Here is a 20,092-nt window from a genome sequence, read left to right as displayed (position 1 = left end):
TACCGCACCTACCGCGACGAGGTTAGGCATCGTTATCATTACGCGAGATAATAAAAGAGGAAAATTGCGGCGACATCCATGTGGTGAATCCGTTGTCGCTTTTGGTAATCAAAAACACCGCCAACCCTTCGCGCAACGCCAGCTGTTTGGCTTTTTCCGTACCAAGCACCATTAAACCGGTATCCCAACCGTCCGCCTCCAGCGCCGTGGTGGCGATAACCGTCGCCGACACCAGTTTGTGATCTATCGGCCTGCCGGTCACGGGATCAATGATGTGGCTGATGCGCTTGCCGTTAAGCTCATAATAGTTACGATAACTGCCAGAGGTGCTGATGCCGTGTCCCTGCAAATCCACGATGGCTTCCGCCGCCACGGCTTCATCGGTGGGGTGCTGTATGGCCACCCGCCAGGGCTGTTGGCTGGGCGACAAACCGCGGGTCAACACCGCCCCCCCCACCGACACCAGATAACGGGTAATACCGCGCTGCTCCAGCAAGGCGGCCAGATGATCAGTCGCATACCCCTCGCCCACGGTGGAAAGATCGACGTACAGGTCTGGCAGCGTTTTTTGCAGCCACTGTCCCTTGTCGGTTTCGATAAGCCGCAAATGTTCCAAACCAACGCGCGCGCGCGCGTTTTCGATTTGCCGGGCGTCAGGGGTGATTGACGGCTGTTTCTCTGGACCAAACCCCCAGAGGTTGACCAATGGCCCTATGGTAATATCCATCGCGCCGCCGGTTTTCGCGCCAATACGCAGCGCGGTGGAGACAATATCCGCCATGCCCGCGGTAATGGGCTGCGGCTCGGTTCCCCGATAGCGGTTAAAACGAGACAAAATTGTGTCATCTTGCCAGGTCGAGATTTGACGATTATCTTGTGCCAACTGCCGTTCTATCGCTGCGTTGAGACCTGGCAAGGCCGCGGCGGGCGGGTTCGCCACCAGCACGCGATAATAGGTGCCCATGGTTTTTCCTTCGGCACGCCAGGGCTGTGCCTGGTCTATCGTGGGCGCGCGGTCGCATCCCCAGAGCAACATTAACGTTGCCATCACTACCCCTGAAAATCTGGTCATAACCTATCCTTAAATGGCCAATATTGCCGCCCAACGCCGCTCATCGGCCTGAAAACTCACCCGGCGGCAAAAACGGTCAATATGCTGCCTGAGTCAACGCGCAAAAGCCATGACCTGAGTGCATAAGAAGTCGGTAATATTGACAGACCGGCTGCGGCGCGCGGCAGCGCTCCCGGCCCTATACACGCGCTTCGGGCAGCAGGAATGCCCGAGCGGGGGCGACTTGGCGGGATAAAGGCGTCTTTAGCCCCGCGTGTTTTAGCCTGAAGCCGTGCGCCGGGTAGCCAGCGTCAAAGGGATTAACGCCACGAACCTCAGAGCCCTGAATGCGGATTGCCCTGAGCATAATTGAACATGCGTTGTACTACCTCATCCGCGCCTTTGATGACCTCCGAAAGGTGCCGGTCGCTGCGGTTTACCGCTTGGGAATAGGCGATTTCATGTGCTTCATCCACCATGGTAATGATCCGATCGCGGGTTTGGACATCAAGATTACCCAAGATGGTGGTCAACACCACCTGATAGGCATGAGACGTCACCGTAAGTTGACGTTCCCGCGCCTCGAGCGCTTCAATACGGTCCAGCAGGACCTGATAGTGGGGATCGTTCGCCATAATGATTTCCCTTGCGTGACAAATAAACAGCCAAACTACGATGGCTTGCTCCACGGTCGAGGGTGAAAACGACCGATCGCGGTCTTTCACCGGCAGCGTCGGCAGCAACGGTCCGATAGGGTCTTCGTCGGGCTCCACAGCGCCTAAGGCTAAGTCCAATCATAGGCCGGTTTGCACCGACAAATAAAGTCCCCGCCGCTCTGGGCCGGCGTTGCGCGTACCTGTCTGGTTAGCGCCTGATTAGGATGAGTATAGACAATAGTGGCGCGCGAACCGCTGGAGGTTATCAAGTGCGACAGACGACGGGGATGCCAAGACGCTTTCAAGACGGGTTAAGGCGTAATCAGCGGCGGCTGGCGATGACCCACACCGCATGGACTATACCGGGAATATAGCCCAGCAAAGTCAGTAAAATATTGAGCCAGAAAGCGCCGCGCAATCCCACTTCCATGAAAACGCCGACCGGCGGTAAGATAATAGCGAAAATGACTTTGACGAAATCCATATCTACTCCTGATTGTCAGAATTTCCTATAACGCGATGCCATCGACGTGACGCCCTAAACCGCGGAGAGAAGAGTGAAAATGTGTCACCGCCAGACGTTGCTGGCGGTGTTATTGCCTGTGGAAACTCGGCGCAGTCCGCCGGGATGGGCGGCATTATTTCCCTTTATGCATGCCGCCTTTTTTTCCTGCTTCCGAGGCTTTTTGCGGGTCATTTTTGAAGCCGCCGCTACCGCTATGTTGCCCCCCTTTTTTACCCGCTTCAGACGCTTTTTGTTTATCTTCAGCAAAATTTCCGGAACCGCTGCGATGTTCAGCCATAATAGCCTCCATTGATGGACATGACATTGTGTCATTAGCAACAACCCGTGTTGTGCTTTGATATTGACAATGCGTTCTATCGCGTCATCAATGGTGAAAGCGTAGTCAGCCGTGCACTCTTTCGCCAGAAGGCCAAACGCCGGGGATGGCGGTAAATGTCCTATGCGATTGATTAGACGATAATTAACCTTTAATCATTAACTTATCGCCAGAATCGCGCCGCGATGAGACGCCTCATCCGCCGAAAACGGAATAGCAGGCATGCGGCGCTTACCCCACCCCGTTTTGCCGGACTCATCAGGCTCGTCGGGTAAACCACCAACAAATAAGCGATCCCGCGCAGACCATCACCACGCCCTGCCAAAAAGCCGGGGTTAACGCGACACCCAGCCACAGGCTGGCGAACGCCGCCGAGAGCACGGGGGTAAAATAGGAGGCGGTGGCTAAAAGCGTCATATTGCCTTGAATAATACCGATGTTCCACGCCGCGTAAGCCGTTCCCATGATGGCGCCGGTCACCAGAAGTTGCAGAATGATCCGACTGGTGAATAGCATTGTCGCGTCTTGGCTGAGTCCATATTTTAGCCACAGCAGCAAAGAGGTGGCCAAAAAGAACATCGCCACGCCATTCTTGCCGCCGGCGTACTTTCGTGTAACGTTACAATAGAGTGCCCAAACGATCGCCCCACTGAACGCCAGAGTATAACTGAGGGGATTTTGTCTGATATTGTGCAGCATATGGCGCGGCGTCCAAGTGCCGTCACCGCACATTAACCAGCCGATGCCGAAAAGCGACAGGAATAACCCGGCATAGACCGCAGGTCCCGCGCGTTGGCCGTTCATCACAATCGCCAGCATCACGGTCAAACAGGGCCAGAGGTAGTTTATCATGCCCAATTCGATGGCTTGGCTACGGTCGCTGGCATAGCCCAGGGACAGCGCCAGACAGATTTCATAAACAACAAACAGCAACCCGCCCCAGCACAAATAGCCGCGGGAACAACCGCGCAATTTCGGCCAGCCAAGCAGTAATAATAAAAACACCGTACTCACGCTATACAGCATCGCGGCTCCACCCGCTGCCCCTAACGTTTCACTGATATCGCGCATCAGCGCGACGCTGGTGCTCCAAAGTAAAATCGCCGCGCCGCCTAACAGCGTGGCGCCATTACGCGAATAAACCATTGGCATGATAGGACGGGTTTCCTCTTTTCCCTGTTGGACAACGCCGCCGCCGGAGATATCCCGGCGGCTGTCCAACCACCGGTTAACCTGCCGCGGCGGCAAGCAGACAAATTTGTCGGGTCAGCGCATAACTGTTAACAAAGGCGCTGACGGGTAAAAACTCGAAGCGTGAGTGAAAATTGTGGGCGCCGGTGAAATAGTTAGGCGTGAATAACCCTTTGGCGGACAGCGCCGCACCGTCGGTGCCGCCCCGCATGGGGATAATTTTGGGCGCGATCGCCAGCGTATCCAGCGCGTTTAGCAGTAAATCAATGGCGCGCCGATCTTCCCCAAGCGCATTGCTGATATTGCTATAGATATCGCTCATGGTTATCGCAATGTCGCCGCTAGGATAGCGTCGGCCTATTTCAGCCGCCGCGGCGTGGACCTGTTGCTTTCGATCGTTAAAAGCTTGCCGATCAAAATCACGCACCGCCACCGTTAGCGTCGCCTGATGTGCATTGGCGCTCATGGCGTTGACCCAAAAATAGCCCTCCCGCAACGCCGTAGTTTCGGGCGTCTGCGCGCGATCGAAGCAGCCGATAAAGTCATGAGCCATCAGGATAGGATTGACCATCACGCCTTTGGCCGCCATAGGATGCGCGGTAACGCCGGTGAAAACAACCGTGGCGGCGGCGGCATTAAAGTTTTCATAAACCACCTCGCCCTGTTCACAGCAATCGATGGTGTAGGCAAAATCGACCGCAAACCGAGCAAGATCCAGCGCTTTGGCGCCGCGCAGACCGATCTCCTCATCGGGAACAAACGCGATGACAATATCGCCATGGAGCGTGGTGGGCGTAAGCGTTGCCAACAGGGTCATAATGACGCTGATAGCGGCTTTGTTATCCGCGCCGAGCACGCTGGTGCCGTCGCTGAATAGAATATCCTGGCCGGCATAAGGCAAGATCTCTGGATGTTGCGCCACCCGCATCCAGATATCCTGACGCGGATTGAGGCATAGATCCTCACCGGCGAAATGCAGCCGCTGAGGATGAATGTCCGGCGACAACCCCACATCCACCGTGTCCAGATGCGCGATAAAACCGATACGCGGCGCGCCAGGGCAGTTACCGCGCTTGACCGCGGTGACGGTGGCCTGCTGGTCAACCAGGATGTCATCCAGACCGAGGGCAAATAATTCTTGCGCCAGCATGTCGGCAAGTTGCTGTTGCCCTGGCGTACTGGGCAGCCGACTGGACGTCGCATCACTTTGCGACGTGACCGCCAAGTAGCGAAAAAAACGTTGTATCAACTGACTTTCGATCGCATCAGACATGAAGGCATCCTTGGGGATAGCGACTGGCACCGGTGTGGGGGCGTTTCTCAACGCCGGCAAGAATAATAATCGGTTTTGCCTGCGGGAACCACCCTTTGTCCCGGCGAGCCGTCATGGAGGCATACCCAGATCACTTCGTTCCTGACTTCAGCTCTTTTTCCATCATGACCCATTTAATGCAACCGCGCAGTACGCTGATAAGGACATAGACAATAAAAGTAAGCAGCCCGGCAAAATTAATCACCGGCGTATCAAATAGCCAATAAACCAGTAACAACAACACTACCGCGCTGGTCACGCCCCAGCCCAACAGGCTGCGAACCAAGATATAGTGAAGAAACCCCTTTTGCCGGGTTTTCAACCAGCGTTCACGGCGAGACTTTTTATATGTCCTCACCTGACCTCCCAGATACCCCGTTACGCACAGGCGTTAGTTCGGGGTTAATGCCCTTCTTAATTATTATGTAATTTTAATGCATATTCAGGGCGGCGCCAGGCGGGTAACAAAATGTTTAAGGCGCCGTAAGACGGGCAGCAAAAAGGCCTGCCGCGGCAGGCCTTAGCGAGATGGCGAGAAGATCACAAGCCCGGAGGGCGAGGGACTTCCAGATAATCGCCATTAATTGTTCGCCGATAATAGTGACCTTGGTTGACGTAAAAGCGTTCGCCATTCATATCCACCACGGTCATATTGCTATTGTTACCGGCCACCACATAGGTTGGTGGCGCGGGAGGCGGCTGGACCACCACATACTGATCGTTTTGCCGCTGGTAATAGATCCCGTTGAGCACATAATAGGTCAAACCGGCAATTAGCACGGTTTCCGCCGCGCCAGGCAGGAAGGGAAAGCGAGCTCCGCGCCCGGGCCCCGGACCGCCATGCCAACCAGGGCCGCCAAAACCGGGGCCACCATGGTAACCGCCAGGGCCGGCAAGCACCGCCGCCGGCGCCACCAGGCTGGCGGATAACAGCAGTACCAGTAATTTTCTCATATCGCACCTATCTACCCTATTAATACAGTAATAAAAGCGCTAATCGTCCGGTTACGCAAGGCGTTTTACGCATTTTTAGTCGGTGATTACGCATTCCTAACCGTTCGGTCATATTTTATTGCAATTTGACTGAACACTCTTTTAGGGCGGCGAGCGACCTGCGCGCCATAGGGATTAACACTGGCCCCTTTGTGTTGATGCCAAAAAAAAGCCCCGCCGCGGCGGGGATGAAAGAGAAAAGCGAGACCTTTACCCGGTGTTACTTGATTTCCACCATTTCTTTCACGTCGGTACGGGCTATTTGCTGTTTAGTGCCGTTGGCATCTTTATAACTGATCATCCCGGTCTGATCGTCGACCTTGGGCTTGCCATCGCTGACGATAGTTCTGCCATCGTTGGTGTGCATAGCGTAGTTACTTGAGCAACCGGCGATAAAGGCCGAAAAAATTACCACTGATAACATAGAGAATACTTTCTTCATGACCCACTCCTTTTTATCAGACATACAATAATTTTAGCCCAAACTCACGGTATCGCTAACTTTTTGCGGGTATAGCGGCGGATTATTTCGGGACATTGCGGGCCAACAAGATATTTACCGTGGCTTTACCCATCGGCGGCGTACAGTAAATTCGCTCTTCTCTGGCGCTCAGGGTCACAAATTAAGCTGCATCGGGGCAAATGCGCTTCATTTCTGCGTTAGCGGCTAAGGCTATAATATCGATGAATATTTGAAGGCGAATAATTAGCCTTTCTCATTTGTTCGTACTGCCGTTAGATGATAGTTTCAATACGTCATCCCGCTCCGGTGATGGCGAAAGTGATGTTGGGCACCCACGGTTTTTTTCGGTGGGTGTTTTTTTTTTACCGCCGGCGAGCGCCAAGCGCCGCCGCGAGGGGTGCTCCTCGGCGCTATTTGATAAGATCATCGAGTCGTTCGTCCGCAATCCCGGCCGGCTCAAGATGTGCGGAAACCTCCGCTACGCTGAACAGTGCCCTGACTGCCGCTTCCGCATTATCGCAAATGGCGTGACCCGCATCGACGGTCAACTGCCCATCCACTTCTACATGCAGCTCGACAAATACCCGATCTCCGCCGTTGCGGGTACGCAGGTCATGAACCCCTTCCACTCCGGGACAACTCAGTGCCGCGGCGGTAATGCGACGGCGATCGGCGCTATCAAGCTCGCGGTCAAGCAATTGCAGCATAGCGGCACGGATCATGCCGCGAGCATTCCAAACCATGTAGCAGGAAATGGCCAGCGCACCGCTGGCGTCTGCCCTGATCCAGCCAAACTGATGCTCGAGGACCAGCGCGCAGAGCACCGCAATATTCACCGCGATATCGGTGATGTAATGCGCGCGATCGGCGGCGATTGCCGTCGACTGGGTGTATTTCACCACCAGCGTTTGCATGGTCACCAGCAAGCTAGCGCAGAGGGTACTGACGACAATCACAATAATGCCCAATCCCTGCGCGGCAAGCGCCTGCGGGGTAATGAGTCGGCTGACAGACTCTATCCCGAGCGCGACGCCGGCCGCCGCCAACAGCATTGCCTGCACAAACGCGGCTATGGCTTCCGCTTTACCGTGGCCGAAACGATGGCCGCGATCCGCAGGCCGCTGTGCATAATATACCCCCACCAGCGTGACCATTGACGCCAATACATCGACTAAACCATCCGCCGCCGAGGTCAGTAATGCAATGGAGCCCGTTTCTAGCCATGCCCAAACTTTGATGCAAACCAACGTTAACGCCACACCAAGCGACACCAACGAGGCGATACGCGTCAGGCGTTTTTTAGGCAGCTTAGCAATCATAATGCTTTATCCAGATGATAATCATTTACCCTACACGCTATAAAATAATTAAATTCAACTGTTTATTATGTTGGTTCGAGAATTAAAAAAACAGCTTTTTTTCACCCAGGATAAAGCGTGAGCGCTAAATAAACGCTTTGCCGGTTCTCCTTTGCGCTGAACAACAATAGAATAACCACGTATTCATTATTAACATCGATGATTTAAGCTCAGCGCCCCAAAGGCGCTCAAGCCGCTTACCGCCCATTTCCGGCACCTGGAACGTCGAGTGCGCCTTGCGACCGTGAATTTGACACGTTGCATCAGCACCTATCACGAGCGTGATAAAATCCGGCTGCTTAAATTGGCTCTTTTTGTTGTTTAAACCGTGCCAGGATGAGACTTTGATGCGTAGGAATACTCACTCTCATCTTTTTACGCACGTTTGCGTCGCCCCGGCTGGATTAACCTATACGGCCACGGGCGCGGCGCATTAATCCAAACCGCGCTAAGCTCAGCCGATGCATAAATGTCTGTCACGCGACATGATTAGAGTCTCATTTTAATGACTCTGGACATGATTTGCCGAAACGGCCGCCCTTACCTTGCGCCCCCATGGTCAGCCCATCATGTTATATTGTTAACCCTTTACGGACATTACCTGTTTCGCGCTGCCATCGAGCGACGCACTATTTCCTCCCGGCCGTAAACTCTGATAAAATTAAGGTGAAATTATTATGTATACATTTATCTTTTCCTTAGAAAAGGATTAACTGAAAAGGATTAACGGTGAAAACGATACTCCCCTATCTGGCGATGATTGGCGCTTTGATGATATTACCGGGACAACGTGCGCTGGCGGCAAGCGGTTGCGCGGCAAAACAGCAGTCTGTGCAGACACAGCTTTCCCATGCCCGCGCTCAAGGCAACGCGGCGCGGGCGGAAGGTCTGGAAAAGGCGCTGGCTGAGATTACCGCCCATTGTCGCGATGACCAGCTACAGGCAGACCGCGAGCGCCACATTGCCGACAAGAAAAACAAGCTGGCGCAACGGCAGCACGAACTAACGCAAGCTCAGCAAACAGGTAATAGCGATAAGATTCGCAAAAAACAGAAAAAAGTCACACGTGCTCAACAAGAACTTGAAGAAGCACAATCGGCATTAAAGCAGTAAGTCGCCACGCTGGCCGCACGGCAATGAAATTAATCGACGACCGCCGCACGACGACGATTGCCGGCAAAAAAATATCATTCCGTTATGTGCTGGCGCGGAAAATATGGCGTATTTTGCAACATTTTTTTCGCGATACCGCCGCCCACGCCAGTGTCATCGCTTCTTACTTCAAGACGCTAAAAATACCGCACGCCGCTATCGCACTGCGTTGCTGAAGGCCAGGTGAGACATCGTGTAACTTTTATACGAATGTATTACGCATCGTCATAACATCTGCTTGATTTGCGGCGGAGGGATATCTGTTACTCCCCTGCCCGACGCAGCAGTCTACTTAACGCTGTGTATAACGCTTCTTCATTCTCGTCCTCAACGCTGATTCCCGCATTTTTGACAATAGTCGTCAACTCTCGATTTATCGCCTCCATCCATTCTTGACTATTCATTTCAGGCGCGACATTCGCTTTCTGAGCATTATCGTCGGCCAAAGTTATCATTTTTTTCATGGTATTGTCCTGGCTTTGGTGCCGTCGTCATTCGGCCGCACCGTTTTATACCTACCGCAATGCTTACTCGACACGGTGTCGCTAATCATTACGATGTCAAATACGTTAAACTGCTAAAGAAAATTCCGAATATTCCCCCGTCTAGCCTTGTTGTTTGCCCGCCGCAAGCACCCTCAATGCGATTGAATAACCATCGCTAATAGCAAATGCGTTACGCATTGGAGAAGACTATCTATTCTAACGATTAATACTTTTGATTCTTTTATAAGGTTAACGCTGACGGCTCAGGCGTTAAGAGGGCGGTCCTTAACGACCTTATGCGATAACATCCATTAAATTTGACACAGAGACCGTATCATTTTTATTAATTAATTGAAGCAAATAATTTTAAATCATCATTCAGCACTACCGGAAACGCCAGCCTATTCCTATCTAGATTAAGTGACCTGGCCAGCATTTTTCCATCGTCAGAGAATAACTATTAAACGTAATGTGGCGCTTGTCAATAGATTTCCCGCCACCCTGAAGATTTATTTCTAAAAGAATTGTCTTCGGGGCCGATGGCCCAATATTATCCACAAGAATCATCTGAGCGCCATCAGAAAAATCCTTTTATTCTAGCAAGTGTTAATTTGATCGAATTGTCTTAATGGCGTTATTGCATCTGCGTCAGATACTCACCAAGATGAATATAATTTCATAGATATTAATCTCAATAAATAATTTTCACCCTATGCGTGCTTAATTGTCGCCCGACATTAAGCGCCACGGACAAGCAACCACGGCGCTCATTTTTTAGTCCGTTAACGGGATGCCTTGTAGCGCAAATGCTTGCCCCGTTGAAGTGACCGTAAGCCTGTTATTGGCGGAAGTCTCGACATCGCCCGCGTAATGCGTAGAGCTACAGCCGCGTTTCCCTAGCCTAGGCATAATTGCTTCCCACAATCGATTGGACGCCGCTCCCTTTCCAGCAATATCACCTTAAGGAGCGCTGGCTAACGGGGCAAGGTAGTGCCAACCACGGATACAACGCATCATCACTGCTCGAATTAGCCCCCTGTCCCTGCGGGCTAAAGGAGAATACTCTTCGCTTAATTGAATCAATAATATTTAATTTAATTACAATCCAGTTAATATAGCACCTTGAGCAGCAAAATCGCAGATAAATAGTTTGTGATTTTCTCGCCATGGTGCAACTTTTGCTGGTATTATCCACAACGCTTTTAGCGTCAAGAATAACCACGGGAACAAGTAAATGCAACTCAATATTTGCATGTGCGATATTTAAAACAGATAATTAATTTACACTCCACATTTAATCTTGAAAGCAAAATAGAGCCGCGCACCTTTTATTATCCGCAAATGGAGAAGGCGTGAAAGTTTTCATCATCAATCTCAAGGCATCACCCAAACGCCGTCAATGTATTGAATACCAGTGCCAACATTACTCTCTTGATTATGAGTTTATCGAAGCCATAAATGGCCATCTGCTTAGCGGCGAGGACATTATGCAACATACACGTAGAATCAATTATGCCACCCGTCCGGGTGAAATTGGTTGCGCCCTTAGCCACATCCATATCTATCGCCTCATTTGCGAGCGTGGGCTTAAGCAGGCGTTAATCCTTGAGGATGACGCAAAGCTTACCCCGGAAGCCATTTCGCTTCTCCCCCAACTAGCGCTGTGCGATATTCCCAGCAAGCCGCTGTTAACGCTGCTGACCGCCAGCTGTCAATACCTAAAAAAACCGATTCAGGCATTGGATAAGACCCACTGTCTGCATAGGGTAGTTGATGCCGCGATGACGCACGGTTACATCATCAATCGCACGGCCGCGCGCAACATGGCGGCGGGCCTCTATCCGGTATGGATGGTGGCCGACAAATTTTCCATTTTTCAGGATTACGCCTTTTGTCAGGTACGTGCCGTAGTGCCGCCGGTCATTTTGCATAGCATCCATGCAGCTCAGTCACACATCAGTATTACCCCCAAACCTGACGCGGCGCGCAATGCCATTTGGCAATCATTAAAAGCGCGGGCGCCGTGGAAGGTTAAATGCAAACATCTGCTTTGGGGTCTGCTGGTACGGCCTTTTTTGTCCATCGTAAAACAGCGATAAAAAATGCCTCTCTTTACAGGGGCCATGGTGCCGGCGCGGACTGCACGCCACGGGACAGTCTCGCGCGGGGGGGGTGTGCGCGTGAGAGGATTGTCCCCTGCTATCACTGTAGAATGAGTGGCGCAGCGATGGAACGTCATTTAGGGAAAGTATTTTGCGATTAGGGTCTGACTCGCAGGGGCTTACTAGCAGATTTTTGACGACGTGGTAAGAGTACACGGTAGGCAGCGTTAGCTTCAACCAGCCTGAAATTGCCTCTTGCTTGTCTTTATGATGAATAAGGCGCGCGCTAGCACCCTGCCGCAGCAAAGATTTTTAGCGTATTTTCTCAGAATTTACAGGGCGTGACAGGTTGACCAGAGGAATTGTCTGTAACCCGTTGAAAAGTGGCGGAGAGACAGGGATTTGAACCCTGGAAGGGATTGCTCCCTTAACGGTTTTCGAGACCGTCCCGTTCAGCCGCTCCGGCATCTCTCCTTTTTTGCGGTTGCTATCATGCCCTGTTTTGCGGCATTTTAACAGTATTAATCCGCCCTCACGATTCAAGTGACGACTTATCGAGCAACATGATGATCAAATGGCCATGGCGAAGCACGCATACCGCCAGCTCAGATGAAACGAACTGGGATCAGGCGCTATCCATCCCGCTATTTAGCCCGCTCTCGGTCAATGAGCAGCAAAAATTGGTGGCGCTGGCAAAGAAATTTCTGCGGCAAAAGAAACTCGTTCCCTTGCAGACACTGGAATTGCATGCCCAGCAGCGGGCGCGCATTGCGCTGTTATTTTCCTTACCGGTGCTTGAGTTGGGGCTGGAATGGTTGGACGGCTTCCATGAAGTATTGATCTACCCGGCGCCCTTCGTGGTGGCCGATAGCTGGCAGGATGATTTTGGCCTGGTACACCAGGGCGAGGTGGTTCATTCCGGGCAAAGCTGGGATCAAGGCCCGGTGGTCCTCAACTGGCTCGAAATTCAGGATTCCTTTGATTTGTCGGGTTTCAATTTGGTTATCCATGAAACCGCTCACAAACTCGATTTACGTAACGCGGGCGTCGTCAATGGCGTGCCACTTATCCCGTTACGGGAGGTCGCCCGCTGGGAACAGCTGCTCCATGGCGCCATGGCGGACCTACAGGATGAGGTTGAGCTAGTTGGGGAAGACGCGGCCAGCATGGATGCCTATGCCGCAAGCGACCCTGCGGAGTGCTTTGCCGTATTGTCGGAATACTTTTTCAGCTCTCCCGAACTGCTGGCGGAGCGATTCGGCGATCTTTATGGCTGTTTCGTCCGCTTTTACCGCCAGGACCCGCTTTCAAGGCTCATCGCCTTGCGCGCCGGTCGCAGGCAGGAGGCGCGCAGCCTGACCCAGGCGCCGGATTAAGCCAGCGCAAACCCGTGCAATGGGCGCGATGGTCAGGTCTCAACAGCGCCTTTTGCCGCAATCTGGCGCTGAAAATCACCAATTCGGCTAAGCCTTGCGCAATTGCGCGATTTCATTATGTTATCCGTTGACACCCCTTCGGTGTCCCGCTATGATTCGCCCCGTTCTCGCGATTCCTCTGTAGTTCAGTCGGTAGAACGGCGGACTGTTAATCCGTATGTCACTGGTTCGAGTCCAGTCAGAGGAGCCATATTTAGAAAAGCCCGCTCAGGGAAACCTGAGCGGGCTTTTTGCTTTCACCGGTATCTGACCCTCGATAAACAGCGTAAAGCGGATGTCGCAACAACTGATGCCGGGGGCGTTGCCGCATGAATATCACTCTAGCGTGTACGCGCTTTAGGCTTTAACGCGTTGCAAGGGATGGCGTCTCATGCTTAATTGTCACGGCTACACATTGAAGACGCAGCCGGCAAGATTGTTAATTTTGTTTGTTCTGGTAGAGATCCCAGCGGTTGCCAAAGAGGTCTTCAAATACCACCACCGTACCGTACTCCTCTTCCCGTGGCTCCTGGCAAAACTTAACCCCTTTTGCTTTCATGGCGTTGTAGTCGCGCCAGAAATTATCGGTCTGAAGGAACAAGAATACTCGCCCGCCACACTGGTTGCCGATAAAGCTTTCCTGTATTTCGTTTGCAGCGCGTGCCAGTAGAATGTTGCAGTCGCTTTCCGGGTTCGGGGTAACCACTACCCAGCGTTTCCCAGGCTGCGGTGTATCCTCAACGAGGGTAAAGCCGAGTTTGTCGGTGTAATAGGCAATGGCACGATCGTAGTCATCAACCACAACCGCCACATACCCCATGCAGCGCTTCTGCGTTCTCATTTTCTGCTCCGTCAGGTTTCAGGCATAATGGCCCGGATTCTCCCTTTTATCACACATGGACCTATCTCACCGTCTGGATTTATACAAACTTTCGACGTCAGCTTCTGGCTAGGGGCGGTTATCAGCAGGACAGCATGGGGTATGAGCGATGACAAGTGTTACTACATCTGAATTTCTGTTGCCGATGTTCGCATTGTTACTGCCGTTTGTCGATCCGGCGGCATGGCGCAAAGTCCACGAAGGTAAGCAGCGGTCTAATGTGAAATTGGGGGGGCTTTCGATAGTTCCCCCGCAAGATGTTATAGAAACAACTCGCCCACCTCCTGCCAGTTACGCACGCGTTTATACCCTTCCATATGGATATTATGCGGGGCAGTAAAAAGAATGCCCTCACCGCAGAACCCGCGGAAATGGCGGCAGTTATCATCAATCAGATAATCTGCATTGAGGATACTTTTACTGCCGCAGAAGACAATATTCATGGGGCTAATGAATGGGAAATGCGTTTTCAACCACTCGAATTTTGCGTTGAATGAAAGCGGGAATTCCATTGCCGCCGTGGTGATAAATATCTCATGTTTTTCGTTCATCCGCGCCAGAACTTCCTGGCTGTCCGGCATCACCGGCAGGTCTGAAAAAAAATCTGCCTGTCCGATCAGCAGATCGATATCACTGGCCAATTCCGGCCAGCGTTTTTGTGCCGATCGTCCGTGCAAATCCGTTAACGAAATAGTCTTTCCGAATTGATGATTAAATGAGTTGATAAACTTCTTATTGAAATCAGCGATAACTTCATCCATGTCTACAGCAATTCTGGCCATCAGTGCGCTCCGGTCTTGTACGGAAAGTTCAGCATAAGACATCGTTGTGAACAGCGTGCTGTATCAGTTTCAAGGTGTTCATCACAAGATGCAAGGGCAGATTCGCCTCTGTTCTCAAATGGCACACACCTGGGCATGCTAACGTGGATGCGTTGTCATGACCCACCTCTCACTTCACGTTCAGTCCGCAGCGCCCGAATAGCAACGACCCGCTTAGGGCAATTAAACGGGTATTGGCTTATTAAGTTACGGTGTTCCCACGGCTATCTGCGGCGTTCCAGCAACACGAAATAGACGATGGTCATCACCAGCACAATGAGCAGTAAAATCAGCGCAGCGGCGGCCCCTTCATTAAGCGACAACCCCAAAAATGCCCTGCGATAAGCGAAGAAGCTCAGCACTTCGGTGGCGTTCCCCGGCCCGCCGCGGGTCAAGATATACGGTAGGTCGTAGGTGCGCAGTTCATTAATCAACTGAATAACGATCGCAATAGCGGAGACGGGCCGCAGCATCGGCAGCGTGATATACCAGAATTGCTGCAAGCTGTTCGCCCCGTCGATTTCGGCGGCCTCAAAGGGATCTTTGGGTAATGACGCCAGGCCCGCGGCCAGGATCAGCACCACAAAAGACATCTGCTGCCAGATATCAATCCACACCATGCTCCAGAATGCCAGCGTGGGGTTTCCCAGCCAGTCGATGCCCGGCAGGCCAACGCTTTGCAACATGTGGTTGATAATTCCCAGGTTGGGCTGTAATAGCATGCGCCAGATAAGCGCTACGCTAACGGGCGACATCGCCATGGGGATAGTCAGGAGCGCAAAATACAGCGGCCGGGTCTTTACCACCCGGTTCAGCATTAATGCGATACCTAACCCGACGATGAATTCGCCGCTTACCGTCAGCAATGAATAGCGGATGGTGAGCCAGGCGGAGTGCCAGAAAGTGTCGCTACTCAGCACGCTGATAAAATTATCCAGCCCCGCCAGGGGGAAGAGATCCACATGCAGCAGCGTATACGACGAAAAAGCCAGTACGACGGAATAAATAACGGGGAAGCCGAGCACAATCGCCAGAGCCAATAACCCGGGCGAGGCAAATGCCCAGCCCGTTACACGGAATCTGTCCAGGGTCAAACGGGACGTCGGTTTCACGATAAAATCCTCAGCTAAAGCCATCTGCCGGCCCCCTTTCCTCATTTCACCAGTAACTTATCTAATTGCTCGGAGGCGTTTTTCAATGATTTATCGACGCTATTTTCGCCACTCGCCAGCAACGACAATTGTGTCCCGAGGACGTCTTCATACTGGGCGGAATAGGAAAAGACCGGGAAGGATTTACCGGACGCCACGATATTCAGCGCGTCTTTATAGTAAGGGTACTTTTTCAACACGTCGGCATTGTCATAGACATCGGCACGCACGGGCGCATGCCCCTGTAGCGCCCGTGCTGTGGCGACGTCTTTACTCTGAACCCATTGTATAAAGGTCCATGCGGCCTGCTTTTCTTTATCCGAGACGTTCTTTGGAATACCCCATCCCCAGCCGCCGCTTTCCCCATGTCCGCCGGGGACGGTGGTCAGTGCGAGTTTACCGGCAACGGCCGGACAGGCGGTGGCGTTATCCAACTGTGGCAACATCCACCAGTAGGTCAGCATACTGAACGCTTTGCCGCTGCACATCAGGCGCACGGTATCGTCGAGCGTGGCGGACAGCGCGCCGGTTTGCGCGGCATTTTTAATGGCGTCCGCATAAAGCGACATCGCTTTGTGGCCGGCGGGGCTGTTTAGCGCGGATTTCCCTTGAGCGTCAACATAGTCACCGCCGACGGCAAAAAGGTAGTTAGAAAATTCCATGCTGTTGGGATCGCCGCGCTGCCCTTGCATCGCAGCACCCGACATGTTGCCGTTCTTTTTAATAAATTTGGCCAGCGCGACGTACTCTTCCAGCGTTTTCGGCTGCGCCAGCGGTTTTTTGAACTCGGTCTGATAGGCGCTCTTCAATTTCTCATCCTGCAGGACATCCGTGCGGTAAATCAGGCCCATGGAGTAGTTGTACATCGGGATCAATGTGGTTTTATCGGCGGTGACATTAATCAACGAGACGGTAGCGGGAATAAATGCCGACATATCAAAACCGGACTTTTTCACTTCCGGCGTCAGATCGGTCAGCCATCCGGCTTTGCTAAACTCCCCCGCCCACAGAAAATCCACTTCCAGCAGATTGTAATAACTTTGCGACTGAATCAGCTGTGATACCAACTTGTCATGCATATCGCCATAGCCGATTTTCTCGAATTGGACTTTGATGTGGTACTGTTTCTCGAAATCAGGCAGCATTTTTTCAATGATTTGCGTTTCCGGCACATCTTCCATCAGCGCACGCAGCACGACATCTTCCGCACGCACTGATGTTGAAAGGCTCAGTACCATCAGACTCGATAACAATGTGATTTTCTTACGGTTCAACATAATTAACTCCTGGTGAAGGTGCCGGCGTGTTAACGGCGCGATTTTCTGCTGGACATAACGTTATTTCACACCGCCGAAAGTGAGCCCTTTGACGATGTATCGTTGAATAAAATGTGAGGCGACCATCAATGGCAAAATGGCCAGCACAATACCCGCCGAGACCTTGCCTATCTGTACGCCGTTCGAGGTTTGCAGTGCGGCTAGCGCCACCGGGACCGTGGCGGTCTCAGGCCCACTAAGCACCAGGGCAAAAAGAAACTCATTCCAGGAGAGGATGAACCCCAGTACCGCCGAGGCCGCAAGACCCGGCAGTGAGACCGGCAGAACCACATGCCAGAAAGCCCCCCAGGCGGTCGCGCCGTCGGTCAGCGCCGCCCACTCCAAATCCACCGGGATCCCGTCAAAAAATCCCATCAAGATCCACGTCAGAAACGGCAGGTTTAATGCGGCATAAACCAACGTGAGCCCGAGCAGTGAATTGGTCAGCCCCACCGAGCGCAGCATGGCGAAGGCGGGTAACACCAGGGCTACGGCAGGCAGCATTTGGGTGGCCAGCATGATAAAACGCGCCGCTTTGCCGCCCGTTTTAAAGCGTGCAAAAGCATAGCCGGTTGCGGCTGCGAACGGCAGCGCGAGAATGACAGAGCCCGAGGCAACTATCAGACTGTTGGCGTAGTGACGTAAAAAACCGTTGTTAGCAATCAGCGAGCGGAAATTCTCCCATGAGAGCCGCGGGAAAATATCGCTGCTATAGGCCATGGATTCCGGCACCAGGCTGGTTCTGACAATCCACAGTACGGGCAGCAAAATGGAGAGGCAGGCCAGGACCAGTCCGGTATGAAGTCCGATTTTTCGTAGCATGTTCGCTCCTCACGCCAAAGCGGTGTCGGTATTGCTTGGCGTTTTGCGCCGTTTGACCACCTCGCCGCTCTCCGTGTGGAAAAGATGCAGCGCGTTGGGATCAAGCCAGATGTTGAGCGTTTGGCCCACCGCGGGGTGCGTGTGGTGGTCGAGGCGAATAATCACCGGAACATTGCCCAATGTGCCGTTGACAATGTTCTCAGCGCCCAGGGCTTCAACCCCGGTGACCGCCAATTGTAAGGGCAGCCAATCGGGCCGGCGCGGGTGGGCATGAAAATCCTCGGGCCGCACGCCGAGTAGCATCTCTTTTCCCGCAAGGCGGTGATAATCGCCGGCCATCCAGCCAGGGACAGGGATCGTCGGGCCATTGGGCAATTGCAGGTTGACCTGCGCGCCGGTCTGCTGAACCTGACAGGAGAGCAGGTTGATGGACGGAGAAGAGAGGAAACGGGCGACAAAGGTGTTTACCGGGTAGTGATAGACCTCCAGCGGCGTCCCGCATTGGATCAAATGGCCGTCGCGCATGATGCAGATACGATCCGCCATCGTCATGGCTTCGACCTGGTCGTGAGTAACATAGACCATGGTTTTTCCCAGGCGGCGATGGAGCTTGATAAGCTCACCGCGCATCTCGCCGCGCAGTTGGGCGTCCAGGTTCGATAGCGGCTCATCTAACAAAAACGCCTGCGGTTCACGCACGATGGCCCGGCCCAGCGCGACACGCTGACGCTGGCCACCGGACAGCGCGGCGGGTTTACGGTTTAACAGTTTATCCAGCCCCAGCATCGCGGCGCTTTGCGCCACTTTGCGGGTAATAACGCTGCCTGGCTCGCCGCGCATTTTCAGGCCGAAGGCCATGTTTTCCGCCACGGTCATGTGCGGGTAGAGGGCATAGCTCTGGAACACCACGGCAATGTTACGATCGCGGGGGGCGACATGGCTCACATCCTGCCCGTCGATGAGTAAGGTGCCGTCGGTAATGCTCTCCAACCCGGCAATCATGCGCAATGTGGTGGATTTTCCACATCCGGAAGGGCCAAGGAAAATAACGAACTCGCCATCACGAATATGCAAATTAACGTTACGCACGCTGTGCTGATTGCCGTTGTAGGATTTCGACACGTTCCGTAATTCAATGGAGGCCATAATGGGTTACCTCTGCTGCGTGTTGCCCATCCAGGGGCGGGTAACGTCCCCTTGTGACGTGGGCTGAAAGAAACCGGGTCTGTTCATGGCGGATACGGCCGTCAGCCCGTGTACACTCCGCCGGTGACATTGACACCCTGGCCGGTCATAAAGCGCGCGGCGTCGGAGCTCAAAAAGGCCACCACCTCGGCAACATCGTCCGGCGTCTCCAGGCGGCCGAGCGGCGTTTGGCGAATGTAATCGTCCATCACCTGCTCCGGCGTCATATTGCGCAGCTGTGCTTCCCACTGCACCTCCCGGCTCTGCATGCCGGTTTTGACAAACCCCGGGCAGACGGCATTCACGCGGATCCCGTCCGCCGCCAACTCCCGCGCCAGCGCCTGTGTCCAGCCCAGTACGGCAAACTTACTCGCCGAGTAATGGGCCAATAAGGGCGCACCCACTTTAGCGGCCAGGGAGGCGGTATTGACGATGGTGCCCGACCGGCGCGCGACAAACTTGCGCGCGGCAATTTGGTTGGTCAGAAAGATCCCGCGGATGTTGACGTCGAAATTGAAATTCCATTCGTCATCCGTCAGCGCCAGGGCTTTTTGCATGGTTGATACCCCCGCGTTGGCGATCAACAAATGATAATCCCCCAGCGTGTCTTCCACCCAGCGAAACCCCTTTTCGACGGATTCACGTAAACGCACATCCAGGTGAAATGCCACCGTTTCCGCGCCCAGCACGTTCGCCGCGGCCCGTGCGGCGTCTTCGTTAATGTCGCCGATAGCGACGCGCATACCCTGGCGAATCAGATTGCGGGAGATGGCATAGCCAATACCGGTTGCCCCGCCGGTGACAATCGCCGTTTTGCCATGCAGGTCCGGGTAGTGCCCGGATGTCGAATACACTGCGTTCATGTTTTCTTCCTCTGTGTAGATGATTATTTTTTAC

The 20,092-nt window shown here is 53.2% G+C and carries 22 protein-coding genes and 2 tRNA genes; 5 read left to right on the top strand and 19 right to left on the bottom strand.

The genetic code is table 11. From position 1 onward, the window contains the following. Positions 1-22: 22 nt before the first annotated feature. The 10 genes from apbE to SANT_RS08280 form a co-directional block, all read right to left on the bottom strand. Positions 23-1,072, bottom strand: coding sequence for an FAD:protein FMN transferase ApbE (apbE, locus tag SANT_RS08320; RefSeq protein WP_025421835.1), 1,050 nt, complete (start codon positions 1,070-1,072; stop codon positions 23-25). A 314-nt stretch (positions 1,073-1,386) separates the two neighbouring features. Further along, on the bottom strand, positions 1,387-1,824 hold the full coding sequence (locus SANT_RS08315; RefSeq protein WP_335328938.1) for a hypothetical protein: 438 nt from the start codon (positions 1,822-1,824) through the stop codon (positions 1,387-1,389). A gap of 205 nt (positions 1,825-2,029) precedes the next feature. After that, positions 2,030-2,191 (bottom strand): YqaE/Pmp3 family membrane protein, encoded by a 162-nt coding sequence (locus SANT_RS23300; protein WP_038668390.1) that lies wholly within the window; start codon positions 2,189-2,191, stop codon positions 2,030-2,032. 154 nt (positions 2,192-2,345) lie between these two features. Then, the gene (locus SANT_RS23295) at positions 2,346-2,510 is read right to left on the bottom strand and encodes a general stress protein (protein ID WP_071882009.1); all 165 of its coding nucleotides are present in this window, start codon (positions 2,508-2,510) and stop codon (positions 2,346-2,348) included. A 297-nt stretch (positions 2,511-2,807) separates the two neighbouring features. Then, positions 2,808-3,701, bottom strand: a complete 894-nt coding sequence (yddG, locus tag SANT_RS08305) for an aromatic amino acid DMT transporter YddG (RefSeq protein ID WP_025421833.1) — start codon at positions 3,699-3,701, stop codon at positions 2,808-2,810. A gap of 76 nt (positions 3,702-3,777) precedes the next feature. Continuing rightward, positions 3,778-5,013, bottom strand: a complete 1,236-nt coding sequence (pepT, locus tag SANT_RS08300) for a peptidase T (protein ID WP_025421832.1) — start codon at positions 5,011-5,013, stop codon at positions 3,778-3,780. A gap of 130 nt (positions 5,014-5,143) precedes the next feature. Then, on the bottom strand, positions 5,144-5,410 hold the full coding sequence (locus SANT_RS08295) for a hypothetical protein (RefSeq protein WP_025421831.1): 267 nt from the start codon (positions 5,408-5,410) through the stop codon (positions 5,144-5,146). Positions 5,411-5,592: 182 nt separating this feature from the next. Continuing rightward, positions 5,593-6,006 carry a DUF6515 family protein gene (locus SANT_RS08290; RefSeq protein WP_025421830.1) on the bottom strand — a complete coding sequence of 138 codons (414 nt, stop codon included), beginning with the start codon at positions 6,004-6,006 and terminating at the stop codon, positions 5,593-5,595. 259 nt (positions 6,007-6,265) lie between these two features. Next, positions 6,266-6,487: a YgdI/YgdR family lipoprotein gene (locus tag SANT_RS08285; protein WP_025421829.1), complete on the bottom strand. Its 222-nt coding sequence runs from the start codon at positions 6,485-6,487 to the stop codon at positions 6,266-6,268. A 431-nt stretch (positions 6,488-6,918) separates the two neighbouring features. Beyond that, positions 6,919-7,827, bottom strand: a complete 909-nt coding sequence (locus SANT_RS08280) for a cation diffusion facilitator family transporter (RefSeq protein ID WP_025421828.1) — start codon at positions 7,825-7,827, stop codon at positions 6,919-6,921. A 768-nt stretch (positions 7,828-8,595) separates the two neighbouring features. Here SANT_RS08280 and SANT_RS08275 point away from each other — a divergent pair. Both SANT_RS08275 and SANT_RS24480 read left to right on the top strand, forming a co-directional pair. Then, positions 8,596-8,979 carry a DUF1090 domain-containing protein gene (locus SANT_RS08275; protein ID WP_025421827.1) on the top strand — a complete coding sequence of 128 codons (384 nt, stop codon included), beginning with the start codon at positions 8,596-8,598 and terminating at the stop codon, positions 8,977-8,979. A 23-nt stretch (positions 8,980-9,002) separates the two neighbouring features. Continuing rightward, positions 9,003-9,194, top strand: a complete 192-nt coding sequence (locus tag SANT_RS24480) for a hypothetical protein (RefSeq protein ID WP_025421826.1) — start codon at positions 9,003-9,005, stop codon at positions 9,192-9,194. 87 nt (positions 9,195-9,281) lie between these two features. Here the strand turns inward: SANT_RS24480 and SANT_RS08265 are convergent, their stop codons facing one another. Continuing rightward, complete coding sequence (locus tag SANT_RS08265) at positions 9,282-9,482, bottom strand: hypothetical protein (RefSeq protein WP_025421825.1); 201 nt, start codon at positions 9,480-9,482, stop codon at positions 9,282-9,284. A gap of 1,373 nt (positions 9,483-10,855) precedes the next feature. Between SANT_RS08265 and SANT_RS08260 the strand changes: the two genes are divergently transcribed. After that, a complete protein-coding gene (locus SANT_RS08260) occupies positions 10,856-11,602 on the top strand; it encodes a glycosyltransferase family 25 protein (protein WP_025421824.1) in 747 nt (248 codons plus the stop codon). A gap of 387 nt (positions 11,603-11,989) precedes the next feature. Here the strand turns inward: SANT_RS08260 and SANT_RS08255 are convergent. Continuing rightward, positions 11,990-12,079, bottom strand: a tRNA-Ser gene (locus SANT_RS08255). A 92-nt stretch (positions 12,080-12,171) separates the two neighbouring features. Between SANT_RS08255 and mtfA the strand changes: the two genes are divergently transcribed. Both mtfA and SANT_RS08245 read left to right on the top strand, forming a co-directional pair. Continuing rightward, positions 12,172-12,981 carry a DgsA anti-repressor MtfA gene (gene mtfA, locus SANT_RS08250; RefSeq protein ID WP_025421823.1) on the top strand — a complete coding sequence of 270 codons (810 nt, stop codon included), beginning with the start codon at positions 12,172-12,174 and terminating at the stop codon, positions 12,979-12,981. A gap of 174 nt (positions 12,982-13,155) precedes the next feature. Beyond that, positions 13,156-13,231 (top strand) — tRNA-Asn (locus tag SANT_RS08245). Positions 13,232-13,459: 228 nt separating this feature from the next. Here SANT_RS08245 and SANT_RS08240 read toward each other — a convergent pair. The 7 genes from SANT_RS08240 to SANT_RS08210 all read right to left on the bottom strand — a co-directional run bounded on the left by SANT_RS08240 (position 13,460) and on the right by SANT_RS08210 (position 20,058). Further along, the gene (locus SANT_RS08240) at positions 13,460-13,861 is read right to left on the bottom strand and encodes a VOC family protein (RefSeq protein WP_025421822.1); all 402 of its coding nucleotides are present in this window, start codon (positions 13,859-13,861) and stop codon (positions 13,460-13,462) included. A 299-nt stretch (positions 13,862-14,160) separates the two neighbouring features. After that, the gene (locus SANT_RS08235; protein WP_025421821.1) at positions 14,161-14,682 is read right to left on the bottom strand and encodes a 5' nucleotidase, NT5C type; all 522 of its coding nucleotides are present in this window, start codon (positions 14,680-14,682) and stop codon (positions 14,161-14,163) included. A 263-nt stretch (positions 14,683-14,945) separates the two neighbouring features. Next, positions 14,946-15,857 (bottom strand): carbohydrate ABC transporter permease, encoded by a 912-nt coding sequence (locus SANT_RS08230; RefSeq protein ID WP_025421820.1) that lies wholly within the window; start codon positions 15,855-15,857, stop codon positions 14,946-14,948. A gap of 17 nt (positions 15,858-15,874) precedes the next feature. Then, positions 15,875-17,149: an extracellular solute-binding protein gene (locus tag SANT_RS08225; protein ID WP_025421819.1), complete on the bottom strand. Its 1,275-nt coding sequence runs from the start codon at positions 17,147-17,149 to the stop codon at positions 15,875-15,877. A 60-nt stretch (positions 17,150-17,209) separates the two neighbouring features. Then, positions 17,210-18,010: a carbohydrate ABC transporter permease gene (locus SANT_RS08220; RefSeq protein ID WP_025421818.1), complete on the bottom strand. Its 801-nt coding sequence runs from the start codon at positions 18,008-18,010 to the stop codon at positions 17,210-17,212. Positions 18,011-18,019: 9 nt separating this feature from the next. Then, complete coding sequence (locus SANT_RS08215; RefSeq protein WP_025421817.1) at positions 18,020-19,156, bottom strand: ABC transporter ATP-binding protein; 1,137 nt, start codon at positions 19,154-19,156, stop codon at positions 18,020-18,022. Positions 19,157-19,257: 101 nt separating this feature from the next. Further along, the gene (locus SANT_RS08210) at positions 19,258-20,058 is read right to left on the bottom strand and encodes an SDR family NAD(P)-dependent oxidoreductase (RefSeq protein ID WP_025421816.1); all 801 of its coding nucleotides are present in this window, start codon (positions 20,056-20,058) and stop codon (positions 19,258-19,260) included. Positions 20,059-20,092 lie beyond the last annotated feature (34 nt).

It is taken from the genome of Sodalis praecaptivus (assembly GCF_000517425.1).
In the GTDB taxonomy this organism is placed as follows: domain Bacteria; phylum Pseudomonadota; class Gammaproteobacteria; order Enterobacterales; family Enterobacteriaceae; genus Sodalis_A; species Sodalis_A praecaptivus.
Note: the sequence above shows the minus strand (reverse complement) of the source record. Positions and strands in the feature narration are given on the sequence as shown.